14 protein-coding genes are annotated in these 16,607 nt (G+C 26.8%); all 14 read left to right on the top strand.

The features are described from left to right. The first annotated feature begins 1 nt into the window (after position 1). The 14 genes from EXC36_RS02195 to EXC36_RS02260 all read left to right on the top strand — a co-directional run bounded on the left by EXC36_RS02195 (position 2) and on the right by EXC36_RS02260 (position 16,534). Positions 2-1,543, top strand: coding sequence for an MSC_0619 family F1-like ATPase alpha subunit (locus EXC36_RS02195; RefSeq protein ID WP_129690261.1), 1,542 nt, complete (start codon positions 2-4; stop codon positions 1,541-1,543). Further along, a complete protein-coding gene (locus EXC36_RS02200; RefSeq protein WP_010925251.1) occupies positions 1,531-2,937 on the top strand; it encodes an MSC_0618 family F1-like ATPase beta subunit in 1,407 nt (468 codons plus the stop codon). The genes EXC36_RS02195 and EXC36_RS02200 overlap by 13 nt, the downstream gene beginning before the upstream one ends. A gap of 21 nt (positions 2,938-2,958) precedes the next feature. Further along, the gene (locus tag EXC36_RS02205) at positions 2,959-4,320 is read left to right on the top strand and encodes a glycine--tRNA ligase (RefSeq protein WP_318025398.1); all 1,362 of its coding nucleotides are present in this window, start codon (positions 2,959-2,961) and stop codon (positions 4,318-4,320) included. Beyond that, entirely contained in the window at positions 4,320-6,128 is a 1,809-nt protein-coding gene (gene dnaG, locus EXC36_RS02210) for a DNA primase (RefSeq protein ID WP_129690263.1), read from the top strand. The genes EXC36_RS02205 and dnaG overlap by 1 nt, the downstream gene beginning before the upstream one ends. After that, a complete protein-coding gene (locus tag EXC36_RS02215) occupies positions 6,121-7,452 on the top strand; it encodes an RNA polymerase sigma factor (protein WP_129690535.1) in 1,332 nt (443 codons plus the stop codon). Before dnaG ends, EXC36_RS02215 begins: the two co-directional genes overlap by 8 nt. Before the next feature lie 182 nt (positions 7,453-7,634). After that, positions 7,635-8,219, top strand: coding sequence for a hypothetical protein (locus tag EXC36_RS02220; protein WP_010925256.1), 585 nt, complete (start codon positions 7,635-7,637; stop codon positions 8,217-8,219). A gap of 230 nt (positions 8,220-8,449) precedes the next feature. Then, positions 8,450-9,205: a Nif3-like dinuclear metal center hexameric protein gene (locus tag EXC36_RS02225; protein WP_165152517.1), complete on the top strand. Its 756-nt coding sequence runs from the start codon at positions 8,450-8,452 to the stop codon at positions 9,203-9,205. A gap of 12 nt (positions 9,206-9,217) precedes the next feature. Next, entirely contained in the window at positions 9,218-9,706 is a 489-nt protein-coding gene (locus tag EXC36_RS02230; RefSeq protein WP_010925258.1) for a dUTP diphosphatase, read from the top strand. A 126-nt stretch (positions 9,707-9,832) separates the two neighbouring features. Further along, complete coding sequence (tpiA, locus tag EXC36_RS02235) at positions 9,833-10,579, top strand: triose-phosphate isomerase (protein ID WP_010925259.1); 747 nt, start codon at positions 9,833-9,835, stop codon at positions 10,577-10,579. Between the two features lie 2 nt (positions 10,580-10,581). Next, positions 10,582-12,099, top strand: a complete 1,518-nt coding sequence (gpmI, locus tag EXC36_RS02240; protein WP_010925260.1) for a 2,3-bisphosphoglycerate-independent phosphoglycerate mutase — start codon at positions 10,582-10,584, stop codon at positions 12,097-12,099. Positions 12,100-12,218: 119 nt separating this feature from the next. Next, positions 12,219-12,761 (top strand): MAG0490 family ComEA-like DNA-binding protein, encoded by a 543-nt coding sequence (locus EXC36_RS02245; RefSeq protein WP_129690267.1) that lies wholly within the window; start codon positions 12,219-12,221, stop codon positions 12,759-12,761. Then, the gene (locus EXC36_RS02250; RefSeq protein ID WP_010925262.1) at positions 12,686-13,957 is read left to right on the top strand and encodes an MAG0480 family ComEC-like protein; all 1,272 of its coding nucleotides are present in this window, start codon (positions 12,686-12,688) and stop codon (positions 13,955-13,957) included. The genes EXC36_RS02245 and EXC36_RS02250 overlap by 76 nt, the downstream gene beginning before the upstream one ends. Positions 13,958-13,998: 41 nt before the next feature. Then, a complete protein-coding gene (gene holA, locus EXC36_RS02255; RefSeq protein ID WP_010925263.1) occupies positions 13,999-14,943 on the top strand; it encodes a DNA polymerase III subunit delta in 945 nt (314 codons plus the stop codon). A gap of 4 nt (positions 14,944-14,947) precedes the next feature. Then, positions 14,948-16,534: an alpha-amylase family protein gene (locus EXC36_RS02260; protein WP_010925264.1), complete on the top strand. Its 1,587-nt coding sequence runs from the start codon at positions 14,948-14,950 to the stop codon at positions 16,532-16,534. Positions 16,535-16,607 lie beyond the last annotated feature (73 nt).

Raw genomic sequence — 16,607 nt, forward strand, 5'->3', positions numbered from 1 at the left:
AATGGATAATGCTAAAATAGTAATAAAATCGATTAAAGACTATATTGTAGAAGTGCAAGGAGACTATGACTTTAGGCTTTATGAAGTTTTTCAACTAACAGATGATGTAAAAGGTTTTTGTCTTTCAGTTGATGAAAAACGAACCTTTTTATTAATTGATGGAGACACTTCCAAAATTAAAGTAGGAACTGAAATTATTCCTTTGGAATCACGCTTTATTGCTAAAACCTACAAAGATTATTTTGGAAAAATAATAGACATCGACGGAAAAGTTCTCTATTCAGAAAGTGAAGATCAAGAAATTTCAGAAAAAGCTTATGAAAATGAAAATTCAGCTTTTAAAGTAGCCTCTGGAATTCAAGATCGAGTTAAATTAAACGAGCCCCTTGAAACAGGTATTTTTTCAATTGATATTTTACTTCCTATTGGAAAAGGTCAAAGACAGCTTATCTTGGGAGATAGTAAAACCGGAAAAACTTCAATTGCCCTTTCAACAATGATTAACCAAAAAGAAAATGATATTAAAATTATTTATGTTTCCATTGGTCTTAAATCAAATGATTTAAAAAGAATTTACAAAACTATAGTTGAGCAAAAAATTGCTCATAAAACTATTTTGATGCATGCTTCAAGTGATAATTCTTTTCAACAATTTTTAATTCCTTATGTTGCTATGGCCCATGCCGAAAACATCATGCAATCAGGTGAGGATGTTTTAATTATCTTTGATGATCTAACCAATCATGCTAATGTCTTAAGAGAAATTGCCCTTTTAACTGGTAAACCAGTAGGTAAAGAAGCCTTTCCTGGAGATCTTTTTTATTCTCATTCGAAATTACTTGAAAGAGCTGGTAAGTTTAAAAATGGCTATTCAATTACTTGTTTTCCAATTGTAAGAACAATTAACAATGATATGACCTCACTTTTGGCCTCAAATATAGTATCAATTACTGATGGCCAAATTGTTACCAATAGTGAAATTAAGGATCAAGGAATTTTACCTGCAATAGATATAGGCCTTTCAGTTTCAAGAACTGGCTCATCAGTTCAGTCGGTTTCACTTTCTAAAATAGCCATTGAAATTTCTAAAATTTATTCAAAATACAAACAAAACGAAAAATTTTCAGATACTAACTTTGATCTAAATGACAGCGTTAGAGACATCATCAAAAAAGGTAAAATTCTTTTAAAAATTCTTAATCAAAAAGAATTTCAAGCCTATTCAAGAAGTTTTAATCTAATTATTGCCTACATTGTAGTTTGAGGAATTTTTGAAGATGAAGAAAAAATTTATGATAAATTAATTTATCTTTATTTTGTTTTAAGATATGACTATATTGGAAAAATTTTAGTAAATGTTGTTGACAAAAAATCAGGAGTTGATGGAATGGTTGATGAGGGAGTTTTAAAAGCTGAAATTATGAGACTTTTAGCTCACTTTAAAGATATTCACAATATTAAAACAAAAAGCTACAATGATGGTAAATTTAACTTATCAACAAGAGTTTTACATAAAGTAAAGGATAGAATATGGGAAAAGTAAAACATTTATGATCGGATGTCTATGATGTTGAATTTTCAGAAAATGAACTTCCAAATATTGGTAATATTTTATCTTTACAAGATGGAAAATGTTTCTTGATGGTTGAGAGGATTTTATCAAATACCCTTGTAAGAGCTATTTTAATCAAAATTGGTGAAGAGCAAATTAAGATCAATGACATAGCAATTGATACCAAAGAGTCTTTTAATGTACCGGTGGGCTCAGCTACAAATGGTGCTATTTTTGATGTTCTTGGAAATCTTTTAAATGAGCATCCTGGAGATTTTAAAAAAGTTGAAGTTGACTCAACCATTTCAACTGAAAAACACTTTAATTCAGATAATGAAATCATTAACACTGGAATTAAAATTATTGACTTTTTTGTTCCAATTATTAAAGGAAGTAAAATTGGAATTTTTGGAGGAGCAGGTGTTGGAAAGACCATCATCATAAAAGAGCTTATTTTCAACATTAGCCGTCAAAGAGACTCAAATGACGTTAAAGTTTTTTTTGTTGGAACAGGAGAGAGAACCCGTGAGGCAAAAGAGCTCTACGATGAATTAGTTAATTCATCACTGATTAAATCAACTTCACTTTTTATTTCTCAAATGAATGAACCCTCTGGTTCAAGAATGAAAATTTTGCCAGTTGGAATAACAGCGGCAGAGTATGCCCGCGATAGTGAACAAAAAGATGTTTTATTTTTTGTTGATAACATCTATCGATATTTACAAGCTGGAAGAGAGCTTTCTTTTTCACTAGGAAAAAAACCCTCAGAGGCAGGTTATCAAGCTACTTTAGTTAGTGACATCTCCTCTGTTCAGGAGAGATTAGCAAATAGTAAACATGGAAGTATAACTTCCTTTCAAACTGTCTTTTTACCAATGGATGATTTAAATGATCCAGCTTCAGTTGCTATTTTAAACCACCTTGACTCTTCACTTGTTCTTTCAAGAGAAATCTTTGCAGAAGGACTTTTTCCAGCTATTGATCCGCTTTTATCAAATTCATCACTTTTACAAGAAAAAATTGTTGGAAAAAGACATATCTTATTAGTTAAAAGAGTTAAAAAAATCCTTCATAAATACAAACAACTTGAAGAGATGATTATGATCTTAGGAGTTCAAGAGCTTGAGCCTAATAATCGTTTAATTGTTAAAAAAGCTCAACAATTAAAAAACTACTTTAGCCAAAATCTTTTTATGGCTAGTTCATATACAAAAAAACCAGGTTTTTTTGCAGATAAAGAAGAAATGTTAGATGAAATTGAAAAAATAGTTGATGGCCACTACATTGATATTCCTGAATATAAATTTTTATATTTAGGTTCAAGTAAAAAACTTGATCAAATAAAAGCTAATTTAGAAAAAGACCAAAAAGAACAGGAAAATTAAATTTTTAGTATTATAAAAGCTATGCACGATCAAAATAAAAAGAAAATGCTAGACATTAGCAACCATCTTAAAAACTTTGGTTTTATTTTCCAAGGTTCAGAAATCTATGGAGGACTTGCCAATACTTGAGACTATGGCCCTGTTGGTTTTTTATTAAAACAAAAAATCGAAGAATTTTGAAGAAAATTCTTCATTTTAAAACAAGACAATTCAGTTGAAATAGACTCAAAAATCCTAATGAATCCAAATGTTTGAAAAGCCTCAGGACATGTTTCTAACTTTAGTGATCCTTTAATTGAAAACAAAGTTAATGGAAAAAGATATCGAGCTGATAAAATCATTGAAGAAAACTTTCCTGAAGTTAATGTTCAGTCAATGAGCGAAAAAGAAATTCATGCCTTTATTGTTGAACATGTTAAAGAATATGAAAACTCAAAAACTTCTTGAAGTGAAATTAGAAAATTTCAGCTTATGTTCCAAACTAGCCAAGGAGTAGTTGAAGATTATAAAAACCTTGTTTATCTAAGACCTGAAACTGCCCAAGGTATTTTTATTAATTTTAAAAATATTCTTCGCTCAACTCGAGCTAAACTTCCTCTTGCTGTAGGTCAAGTTGGAAAATCCTTTAGAAATGAAGTTACTCCCGGAAATTTCATCTTTAGAACTCGTGAATTTGAACAAATGGAACTTGAAGTTTTTTGTCTTCCTGAAGAAGCTGAAGAAATTTACCAAAAATACATTAATCTTTGCTGAGAATTTTTATTAGAACTAGGAATAAACAAAAACTCAATTAGAAAAAGAATTCACCAAAAAGAAGAGCTAGCTCATTATTCAAAGGGAACTTGTGACTATGAATTTAATTTTCCTTTTGGTTGAGGAGAGCTTTTAGGAATAGCCAACCGTGGAGATTTTGATCTAAAAAATCATAGTCACTTTAGTCAAGAGGATCTAAGTTATTTAAATCCTCTTGACAATCAAAGAATTATTCCTTATGTAATTGAACCTTCAATAGGTCTTGATAGACTCATGCTAGCACTTTTATGTGATGCCTATCATGAAGAAAGTGTTGAAAATGAAACGAGAGTCGTTTTAAAACTTGATAAAAAAATTGCTCCCTATCGCTTTGCAGTTTTACCCCTTGTTAAAAAACTCTCAGAAAAAGCCAAAGAGCTTTATAAAAATCTTGTAGATTTAAATTTAATGGTTAGCTATGATGAAAGCGGTTCAATTGGAAAAAGATACCGCCGTCAAGATGCCATTGGTACTTATGAGTGTATTACCATTGATTATCAAAGCTTAGAAGATGATAGTTTTACTATTAGAAACCGTGATTCAATGGAACAAAAAAGATTGAGTTTTGAAGAGCTTAAAGGATTGTTATAGTGAACAATCTTTGAGAAATTGAAAAAAAGATTTTAGAAAAAACAACTCTTTCAAATCTCATAGGTAAATTAATTTCAATTAAACCGAAGGGCAAAAGTTTTTGAGCCCTTTGTCCTTTTCATGATGATAAAAACGCTTCCCTTTCTATAAGCGATCAAAAAGCAATGTTTTCTTGCTTTTCTTGCAATGTCCGAGGAGGACTTTTTGTTTTTTATTCAAAATTTTTAAATAAAAGCTATGTTGAAGTTGCCAACATGCTAGCCAAAGAATTTGACCTTGATTTTCACTTTGACCAACAAGAAAAAGAAAAATATAATGAAAATGAACAGCTTTTTATTGATGTAACTTCCATTGCAAATCACTATTTTAAAGTTTCTTTAAAATCTCAAGTTCACTCTAATTCAAAGCTTGTTAATTTTTTAAAATCAAGAGGAATTTCTAGAGAAACAGCCAGTGAATTTGAAATAGGCTATGATGACGGAAATTTTTGAAAAATCCCAAATAAAGAAAAAAAGAACTTTAGCTTTTTTTTATCAAATAATCTAATTGTTAAAAAAGAAACTAATCAATATTATGATTTTTTCTACAAAAGAGTAGTTTTTCCAATCCACAATAGCTTTGGAGATGTAGTGGGCTTTTCGGGAAGGGCCCTTGATGAAAATAACATCAAATATTTAAACAGCCCTGAAAGCCTTGTTTTTAAAAAACACAAAATTCTCTACAACTGAGCAAAAGCCAAAGAAAAAGCCATTCAAGAAAAAAAACTCTACATTACTGAGGGCTTTATGGACACAATAGCTCTTTATAAAATTGGAATTAAAAATGCCATTGCTATTATGGGAACAAACCTTTCAAATGAACAGCTTGAGCTTATTCCTAAAGACATTGAACTAATTTTTTTTCTTGATGGAGATCAAGCTGGAAAAAATGCAGTTTATAACATCTTAAAAAAAATCATAAAAATGCGCTCAAAAATTAGTGTTATTGAAAATGATTCAAAGCAAGATCCTGATGAGCTTTTAAAACAAAAAGGAGCTAATTTTTTAAAGGAGCTAATTGAAAAAAACAAAAAACCTGCCATTGACTACCTTTATGAGTTTTTACTTACTTCAAAGTACAATATCAATAACTCAGAGCATTTAATTTCTTTTGTAAATGATTTTGCACCTCTTCTTTCAAGCCAAAATAATATCGTTATTGATAAATACGAAAATCTTCTAATGAAACACTCAATAAACATTAGAAAATTTTTAACCTATCAAAATCAAAAATATGATAGAATTAATCAATATAATTCACTACAACAGAGATTTTATGAAGAACTAAAACAAAAAAAGAAGGCAAATTCTAGAGAAGAGATTTTAAAAAAACAATATCAAAACTTATATGTTAAGTTGCTTTTAAGCTTACTTAACTCAAATGCATTGCTAGAATACTTTCTAAGGCATAACATTGAAGAAAGAATTATTTTTGAGCAAACAAACAATGGACAAGAGTCTAAACTAAAAGATATACTTAGAAAAATTATTAAAATCCAAAAGGAAAAAAAATCTGAAACTACAATTGAAGATTTACCCTTAGAAGATCAAGAAATATTAAGGTGATATTTACAAAAAGACTCTTGATTTAAAAGCGACTATGCAAAAGAAGGAGATTTAGACCTTCTAGCCAATCAGATTTCTGAGTCATATTTAGAATATGAAAAGAGCCAAAAAATTTCAAAAACACTAGAAATGCCCTCTTTAGATGAAGAAAAACAAAAAATCTTGAAAAGAGTGATTTTGCAAAGAAGGAGTAAAAATGACTAAGAATTCAAGTTCAAGTTACAATCAAATAATAAATGATATTTCTAAAATCATGAAAAAAAGAAAAGTTAAAACTCTATCTCAAAGCGAAATTTTTGAACTTTTAGATAGTGAAGGACTGTTTATCGATGAAGATTCAAGTGATGAGTTTTTAGACGTTTTGAAGGAAAAGAAAATCCTTCTAGATGAAGTTGACCCCGATGATCTAGTGGAAGTTTCTGGTGATACAATCGAAAATGAACTCGATGATGAAGTTGATATCAAAAAACTAAAAAGCATTGAAAAAGAAATGCTTAATGATGATCTTTTTAACGATGATGATTTAAATGATGATGGTGATGAAGACTTTGAAAGTAACATCTTTGATGACGATGAAATCAAAGAGTATAGTTCTAAATCATTACAAGACAAAAACATCTCAAAACTTTCAGGAGAAAAATTAAAAAGTAAGTTAATTGAAACCAATGACATTGTTAAATGGTACATGAGATGAATTGGTAAATATGGAACTCTTTTAACAGCTGCTGAAGAAAAACAACTTGCAATTGATATGAAAAAAGGTGGACTTAAAGGTAAAAGAGCAAAAGATAAGCTAATTAATCGCAACCTTCGTTTAGTTATAAATAATGCTAAAAAATATAAAAATAGAGGACTTTCTTTTATTGACTTAATTTCAGAGGGTAATGCTGGAATTATTAAAGCTGTTCAAAAATTTGATGAATCTAAAGGATTCAAATTTTCAACTTATGCAACTTGATGAATTAGACAATCAATTACAAGAGCAGTAGCCGATCAAGCTAGAACAATTAGAATTCCAGTTCACATGGTTGAGACTATCAATAAAATTATTAAAATTGAAAGAGAACTTCAACAAGAATTAGGAGTCAATCCCACAGATGAGCAAATTGCTGAAAGATATGGAAATGACTACGATGCTAAAAAAGTTCGTTACATAAGAAAAATGAACATAGATCCAATTTCACTTGATAAAACAGTTGGTAAAGAAAATGATTCATTTTTTTCAGACTTTGTTAAAGATGAGAGTGTAATTTCACCAATTGACCATGCTGCAAAAGAAGACTTAAACGAACATTTATTAGAACTTTTAAATGAGCAACTCACTGAAGAAGAAAGAGTCTTAATTATGAAAAGATATGGAATAGGAGAAGATGAAAATGGAGTTCCTTATCAAGTTCATACTTTTGACCAATTAGCAACAGAAAAAAACACTTCTAAAGAAAAAATAAGACAATGGGAAAACAAAATCCTTAGAAGACTTAAAGCTACTAAAAAAAGAAAAATTCTTAAAGAATACTTAGTTAAATAATTTTTAAAATCACCAAAGCTTGTAAAATTCTTTGGTGATTTTTTTATTTTCAAAGCCAAAAAGCCTTATTTTAAAATGGTTTATTTTAAATTTTATTTTATAATTCTAAAGTTCTTAGCAAATTTAGAACAACATTAAAATAATCACTTATTTAATTTAAATTTAAAAGAAAGAGGTTTTCTATGTCTTTAAAATTTTTTAAAAAGACTTTTTTAGCCATTAGCTTAGTTGCACTTCCTAGTCTTTTGTTTACAGCATGTGTTGGACAAAAAAACGAAACTAAAAAAGAAAGTGCTCCGACTAGTCCAAATACTCAAAATAACCAAAGTAATCAAAGTACTACAAAACAAACAAATCTAAGTTATGCAAATAATTTTGAAATTAAACCAAAAGCAAATGTTGAAGACAGAAGACTATTACATCCAGCTGCCCCTGAAAATAAACTTATTGATGGTAAATTCAGATTTTCACTTCGCCACTCTCCTGTAAGAGGTTTAACTGGTGAGTGAGTTGCCTATGCAACAGAGGTAAAAGCAGCAAATGACAACAGCCTAGTTATGCCTGTAAACATCCATAAAGCAGAGGCAAGTGTTAAAACTGTAAATGACATTGACGCTGAAGCTTCACTTGTTTTTAACTTCGAAACTCTAAACACTTCCCAAAAAGGAAAACACTTTACCTTCTACTTCATTAAAAAAGATGGTTCTCAAAGAATTTTGTTTAGCCAAGCCAACATTGAAGCTAATAGAGATATTTTTACAGTATAAGCTTAATTTAAGTTAAAAAACAAAGTTTTAATTAATAAAAATTAAATCTTCCAAGTTTTGCCTTTAAAAAGAGGCAAAACTTTTTATTTAAAACTAGTTGAAAAACGAATTTTGCAATTTCCTTGACTTTTGCTATAAAATAAAAAAATATTGTATTTTTACATATTTAAATTTTAAAAATTTATTAAAAAATATGAAGAAAAGAGGATATCATTTTAAAAATTAAAGATGTGACTTTGTTATTGGAAGAAAAATATCCAATCGAAAATTGTGAACCATGGGATTTTTGTGGTTTTTCTTATAAAGTAAACTTTTATAACAGAGAAGATTTAACAGGGATTGTAGTTGCCCTTGATCTAACAGATCATGTTTTAGAAAAAGCTATTGAAGAAAAAGCTAATTTAATAATTACACATCACCCTTTTATTTATAACAATAATCTAGAAGAAGAATTTGCTAATTTCCCTTACAAAGAAAAAATATATAACAAGCTTGTAAAACTAAAAATAAGTGTTTATTCACTTCATACAAACTTTGATGCAGACAAACAAGGAACTAGCTATTGAGTAGCAAAAGAATTTTTCCCAGATGAAAAACCCTCTCCACTTGGAAAATATGGAGCTCTTATAAAAACTAAAATAGAACTTAGTGAACTAAAGGCTATTTTAAGAAAAAAATATAGCGGTCCAATTATGACAAACAACAAAAAAGCTTCTTTTTCATTTAATGGAGTTGCCTTTTTTGCAGGTTCAGGAGATAGCCCTGAAATTAATGAACACACAACTAAAAACAACATTCTAATCACCTCTGATACTAAATGATCAGACTGGATTTTTCTAAGTCAAAACAAAAAAACTTTAGTCAACATCTCTCATCAAACTGAAGAGCTTTTTATTAAAGTTATTTACTTTTTATTAACTAAAAAATTCAAAAAAGGCGTAAACGTTTCAACTTTTTACTACAAAAACTTGATTAACTCATTGTAAAATAATTCAATCATGTTTAATATCGAAAAAATGCTGCGCGAGCAAGAAAAACTAGATAATCTCATTTTAAAAAAATGTAACATTTTAAATTTTGAAGCTGTTCAAAATAAAGTTGCTCTTGCACTTTTAGTTGAAGTTTCTGAACTAGCAAATGAAGTTCAATCATTTAAATATTGAAAACTTTCAAAACAAATTGACCTAGCTAAAGTCAAAGAAGAATACTCAGATGGAATTCATTTTTTAAATTCAATCTCCTTTTATTATCAGCTAAGCAATTTAATCCCTTTTAAAGTAATTTCGCCCGATATTAACGAGCAATTTAGAGCTGTTTTTATCTCAATAGCTGAGTTTATGAAAAAACCTTCAAAAGAGTCTATTTTAGAGGTTTACTCACTTTATTTAGGAATAGCTAAGTTGTTAAATATTTCAAATGAAGAAATTGAAAAATCTTATTTTGAAAAAAACTTAATTAATCAAAAAAGAGCTAAGGGATCATATTAATTTATTTCAAAAATTATTTCAAAAAAGGCCTAAGTAATTAATTGGGCCAATTTTTTTTAATTTTTAAAAAAGTTTGTAAAATTTAAATAATACTTTGAGCCAAAAAGGCTCATTTCTAGGAGAAAAATGAAAAAACTTTTAATTATAGGTAATTGAAAAATGAACAAAACTTATGATGAGGCACGTGATTTTATCAATGCTTTTTCTAATGCATATGCACTTAATGGAGCAAAAATTTCTGAAAATATTGAATATGGAATTGCCCCGTCTTTTACAAATATGTCACTTTTTAACAAAGAATTACTTGAAAAAACTAACATTAATTTAGTAGCTCAAAACATAAATGAAAATCGAAGTGGAGCTTTTACTGGTGAAATTAGTGCACAAATGCTTAAATCAATTAATGCCAAATATGTTATTGTAGGTCATAGCGAAAGAAGACAAAACTATCGAGAAACTAACAAAATTGTTAATCAAAAAGCCAAAGCTGCCATTGAAAATGGACTTATTCCAATTATTTGTGTTGGAGAGAGCTTAGAAGAATATGAAGCTGGAAAAACCAAAGCTGTTATTAAAAAACAAATTAAACAATCTCTTGAAGCTCTTGATCTTTCTAAAATTGTTGTTGCATATGAGCCAATTTGAGCAATAGGAACTGGAAAAGTAGCAACAGCTGAAGTAGCTCAACAAATTTGTAAGTTTATTAGATCAATTACCTCAAAAGATTTAATAATTCAATATGGAGGAAGTGTTAGTCCATCAAATATTGAAAATCTAATGAAACAAGAAGATATAGACGGAGCTTTAGTAGGAGGAGCTTCATTAGAGGTTGATAGTTTTTTTGAACTAATAACCTTTAATGCTTTAAAGTAATTATGGAAAACAAAAAAAATAAAAAAGTTATCTTAGTTGTAATTGATGGACTAGGACTAAGAAAAGAAAAAATTGGTAATGCCTTTGAACTAGCTAAAACACCATTTTTTGACAAAATGTTCAAAGAATTTCCTTGAAGCTTTATTCAAGCTTCAGGAAAATTTGTAGGTCTTCCTGAAGGGCAAATGGGTAATTCAGAAGTAGGCCATTTAAACATTGGAGCTGGTCAAATAGTTTATACAGGGCTTTCTTTAATTAATAAAGATTTAGAGGAAAAAAATTTTATTAATAATAAGGCTTTTTTAGAAGTTATTGAAGATGTTAAAAAAAATAACTCAACTCTTCATTTAATGGGCCTTGTCTCTCCTGGAGGAGTTCATTCTTTAGAAGATCACTTATTTGAAATAATAGATGTAGCTTATCAAAAAGGACTAAAAAAAGTCTCAGTTCATGTCTTTGGAGATGGTAGAGATGTAGCTCCTCGATCAATTAAAAGCTCTTTTGAAAAACTTGAAAAAATAACCAACAAATATAACTATGATATTGCCAGTATTTCAGGAAGATTTTATTCAATGGACCGAGATAAAATCTTTGAAAGAACAGAAAAAGCCTATGAAGCTCTTCTAGGAAATTCTAATTCAAAATTTGATAACTGATCAGAGTTTTTAAACAAGCAATACTCTCAAGAAATTAGCGATGAATTTTTTATTCCATCAATTAATGCAAGCAAAAATGTTAACTTTGTTAAAGATGGAGATAGCATAATTTTCTTTAACTTCAGACCTGATAGAGCTCGTCAATTAACTCATTTATTAATTGGCTCTTCTTTATATGATTTTAAGCCAAAAAAACCAGTCAAAATTAACAAATTCTGTTCAATGATGAAATATGAAGGAATTGAAACTTTAATTGCCTTTGAAGAGATGGAAATTAAAAATCCAATTGGAAAAGTTGCTGAAAAAGCTGGTTTAAAACAGCTGAGACTAGCTGAGACTCAAAAATATGCTCATGTAACTTATTTTATGGATGGTGGAGTTGACATTGAATATAAAAACTCAAAAAGAATTATGGTTGAGTCTCAAAAAGTACGCTCTTATGCAGATCATCCTGAAATGTCGGCTAAAGGCATTACTGATGAGCTAATTAAAAATGCCAAAGACTTTGATCTAACTATTTTAAACTACGCAAACCCTGATATGGTAGGTCACACCGGAGTTTTAACTTCAACTATTAAAGCTGTTGAAATTCTTGACTATGAACTTTCAAGGTTAGTTGATTTTGCTCAAAAAAATAACATCACAGTTTTTATTACAGCCGATCATGGCAATGCTGAAGTTACAGAAGATGACAAAGGAAATCCTCAAACCAAACACACTTCAAATCCAGTAATGTTAATTACAAGTGATAAAAACCTAAAATTAAAAGATGGAAAACTAGCAAACATAAGCCCTACAATCCTAGATTATCTTGACATTGAAAAACATGAAGATATGAATGAAGAGTCTCTAATTATTAAATAAAAATTAAAGCTGATATTAACAAATTGAATTTAAGAAAAACTAGCTTTTAGGAAAAACAAGGCTAGTTTTCTTAAATTTTTCTTTTTTTTGCAATTTTTCAGTTTTTTGACTATTAATAAATGAGTCTAAAAAGATTAAAAAAAATACTTTCTAAACTCAAAGATGAAATTATGATCAAATCCAAGTGAAAAAAACTTTTACTAGTCTCAGCTTTAGTTGTAGTTTTAGCTTCTTTTTTTATCTATAGTTTTTCAGTTAATAACTCAAAAACTACTATAGAAAAAAGTGACAAAATTACAATAACTCTAAAAGGAGCTTTTAAATATCCAGGAATTAAACTTGTTAAAAGACAAGCTAGTTTAAGAACTATTTTTAAAGAAGCTGGACTGATGACCAATGCTGATTTAGAAGGAATTAATCTAGAATCTAGTGCCATTGAAAATAAAGTTTATAAAATTCAGCTAAAAAGCAATGTTGAAAAAATTAGATGAGATCAAATAACTCAGGAGCTTTTAAAATCATGGTCAATAAAATCAAATATTATTGAAAAACTAATCAAACTTAAAGACACAGGAGCAAAAGTTTCTTGAAAAGAAATTGATTCAATAAATGGCATAGGTCCTATTACCTTAAATATTTTGAAAAAAAATATTCAACTTTAAATACAAACTTTTACTTATTTTTTCCAATTTTATTTTTTTTATTTTTTAACTACTCTAAAATTTTCTTAGTAATTATTACAATTTTATTTTTTGTTTTTTCTTTAAAGAAAATCAAAAAATTAATTTACTTTTCAATATCTCTAAGTATTTGCTTTTTTTCAATTGGAATAAATCGTCTTTATTTAAACAAAACTAATTTGCAAGTAGAGGCAAACTATGCTATTTCACAAAAATATAAAAATGGCTATGTTATTCAAAATAATTTTCAAAGAATTCTTTTAATAACTAATAAAGATTTAGATCAAAATTTTATATACAAAATAAAAGGAAAACAAGAAAAATTAGATAATTCAAATTATGCTAATTTTTTAAAATCTAATTTCGTTTTTTCAACAATTAAAACCAAAGAAATTACTAAAACTTTTTCAAACAAAAGTTTCAGAAATAAAATCAAAAACTACTTTGAAAACTCTCCTAGTTATTATCAAAAATATGTTCCTCTTATTTTACTTAATCATAAAAGTCAAATAAATCAAAAAGAATATAAATCCATTGAAAATCTTGGAATAGTTCATCTTGTAGTAATTTCTGGTTTTCACATAAATTTAATTTTTTGACTTTTAAATTTTGCTTTTAACAAAGTTAAAATAAAACCTTTTTATTCCAACTTTTTTAGCATCTTTTTGATTTCATCTTTGGTAATTTTACTTGGAATTTCAATGCCAATATATCGGGTTTTATTTTTCTATTATTTCAAGTTTTTTTATGAGAGTTTTATTTATAAAAAGGGCAAAGTAAAAATATCGAAAATTCAAATTTTGCTCATTTCACTAGTTGCAATTTTTACTATAAATCCAAATGTTATTTTTTCACTTTCAACTATATTTACATATAGCATAACTTTTGTTATTTTATGATCAAGCAAATTCAAATTTAAAAATAAAATTTTAAAAGCTTTATTTATCTCATTTTTAGCTTATGCAACTTCTGCTTTAATTTTGATAATTTTTCAAAACAAAATTTATCCTTTTGCATTTTTTTATTCAATAATTTTTAGCCCAATTATTTCATTTGTTTTTATTGTTAGTGTGTTATTTTTTTGACTTAAAAATTTCATAGATTTTATCTATTTAATTTTTGATAAGTTGATTCAAAGTCTAAATACTTTTTCACTTGTGTGAGAATTAAAATTTTAAATTTTTAAGAATTTATTTTATAAATAAATATAATTTGAACAATGCATTTAATTTATGGACAAGAAGAATTTTTAATTGAATCAAAAACAAAAAACATAATTGAGAATCAAAAAAAAGATTCGATAGTTTTTACATTTTATGAAAACTTTGAAATTGATGATCTTTTAAATGATATTGTTCAAAAAGATCTTTTTAGTCCTAATAAAATAATTCATATTAAAAACTGAAAATTACTTGAAAATCCAAGACCTTCAAAAGTAATTTTAAACAAACTAAAATTGCTTAGCGAAATAATAGAAAATGATAAAAGTTTAATTTTTATTTTTTCTCACATTGGTGAAATTGAAAAAAATTTTTTAAGTGATTTTTTATTAAAAAAAGCTTCAGTAAAACACTATAAAAAACTTGAGTTAAATGAAAAAATTAAATTCATTGAAAGCTATGTTACTAAAAACAAAATTAAAATTTCAACAGTGCTTATTTCTTATTTATTAATCAATGTTTCATCATCTATTTCAATTGTTATAAATGAAATTAATAAACTATTTTTAGAAAACCAAAACATCACTAGAGAAATGATTGAAAAGTCAGTTGGTTTTTATACTAAAGAACCTAACTTTGAATTTATCAATTCAATCAAATCTAGAAATTCAAATTCAATTTGAAAAACATTTTTAGAACAAAAAAATTCAGGAATTGAACCTTTAGATCTTTTAAAACAAATTTCATCAGCTTTTATTTTAGGAAATAAAATTAACAACATCATCAAATTAGATCACTCACTTGATCAAGTTGCTAAAATTTTAAATGTGCACATTTATAGAGCAAAAGAAATTTTTTCTTTAATTAAAGGTTTTAGTCAAAACTCAATTAATGAAATTATCGAATTATTAGAGTTAACTGATAAAAGAATCAAAACTACATATATGGATCCTGAGATGGCTTTAGATTTTTTTATTCTAAAATTAATTAGACACTATAATTAAAATTATGAAAAATTCAAAGTATATTTTTTATCAACTAAAACAAGATTTATTCTTTTCTAAAAGTGCAAATTTTAATGGTGATTACAAAGGTATTAACTTAACTCTTGACTATTTTAAAAACTTAAAAGTTGATTTTATTATTATTGAAAATATTCTTGAATATTATCTAAAACCTCAAAAACAAATAAAAGAAGTTGAAGATGAAATTGGAAGCTTAAAAGATTTTTTTGATCTAAGTCAAAATTTTAGAAAAAACAAAATTGAATTTGCAATGAAGATAAATCTTTTGAATATTGAAAGAATATACAATGCTTTTTTAGAGATTAAAAAAAATTATGAAAACAAAAATTCAAGTTTAAATGAACCTTTAAAAAATGTTGATAAAACAGATATTAATAAATCCAATTTTTTCAAAACTCAAACTAGTAATATTGAAAATCTATGAACTTTAAACAATAATTCAAAAAAGTTGAGTGAGCTAATAAGTTTTTTCAATGAAATTGGAATTAAATCATTTGTTTTAGAAAACTTTGAATTTTTATTTGATGAAAAAGAAGAAAATGCTTTAAATGATCAAACTTTAGAACAACTTCAAAAAATCAATAGACTAATCAAAGCTAATAGTTTAAAAAATCTAGTTATTTGATCTTCAAAATTAGTTGATTTTAAAAAACATAGAAAACTTATAAATCACAGTAAAAATTACTATGATTTTTTAATTGATGATTCTATTAACTTTTTGAATATTTATAATTTTTATGAAATTCAACTTCTAAAAAAATTTGAACCAAAAACACTTTATTCAAAAGTGAAAATGATGATCCAAAAACCTAACATTATTTTTAAAATAAATAATGGTAAAACTGGAAGAGCACTTTCACTTTGAGAAAAAAACAAATTTTCAAGAGATGAATTTGCAAAGTCTCTGGCAATTTTAGCTTTTTTCAATAACAATAGTAAGGGAATTTTTTTCGGTGATGAAATAGGACTTTTAAATTTAAAAAGTGATTTTATCAAAGAATATAAAAATGCTGAATTTAATGAAAACAAAAGATTTTTAGAATCAAAAGGTATTAACCAAAAAACTTTCTCAAATTCTTATGCACAAATAAGTGACAAAAACTCTAGTTATCCAATGATTTGAACTAAAAATCAGCTTGCAAAAAATAATTTTTCTAGCTATATTGACTCATTAGATCACAACAATGTTAATTCTCAATGAGAAGATTCGAGATCAATTTTTCATTTTTATAAAAAATTAATAATGATTTTTAAAGATTCTTTTTTTCTAGAGTTTTTAGCTAAAACAAAGCTAAAAGTTTATAGATCATCTTCAAAATTACTAAAATATGCTTTTAAAAACAAGGATTTTGAAATTCAAATTCTTGTTAATCTAAATAATAAAAATATAGCTCTTTATAATTCTAAAAATATCATAGTGCTTCTTAGTTCATATGAAAAAGATGACTATCAAGATAGAGTTGATTTTTTAAGCCCTTATGAGTCATTAGTTGTTTTAAAAAGAAAGAAAAATCAAAACAAAGATCTTGAAGATTTTTTCACTAATTTATTTTTCCAAAACAAATACTAAAGACTATTTTTATTTATCTTTAGTTATTATTAAAAACCTTACTAAAATGTAAAATTATCTTAAAGATCATTAA

It is taken from the genome of Mycoplasmopsis pulmonis (assembly GCF_900660575.1).
In the GTDB taxonomy this organism is placed as follows: Bacteria; Bacillota_I; Bacilli_A; order Mycoplasmatales; family Metamycoplasmataceae; genus Mycoplasmopsis_B; species Mycoplasmopsis_B pulmonis.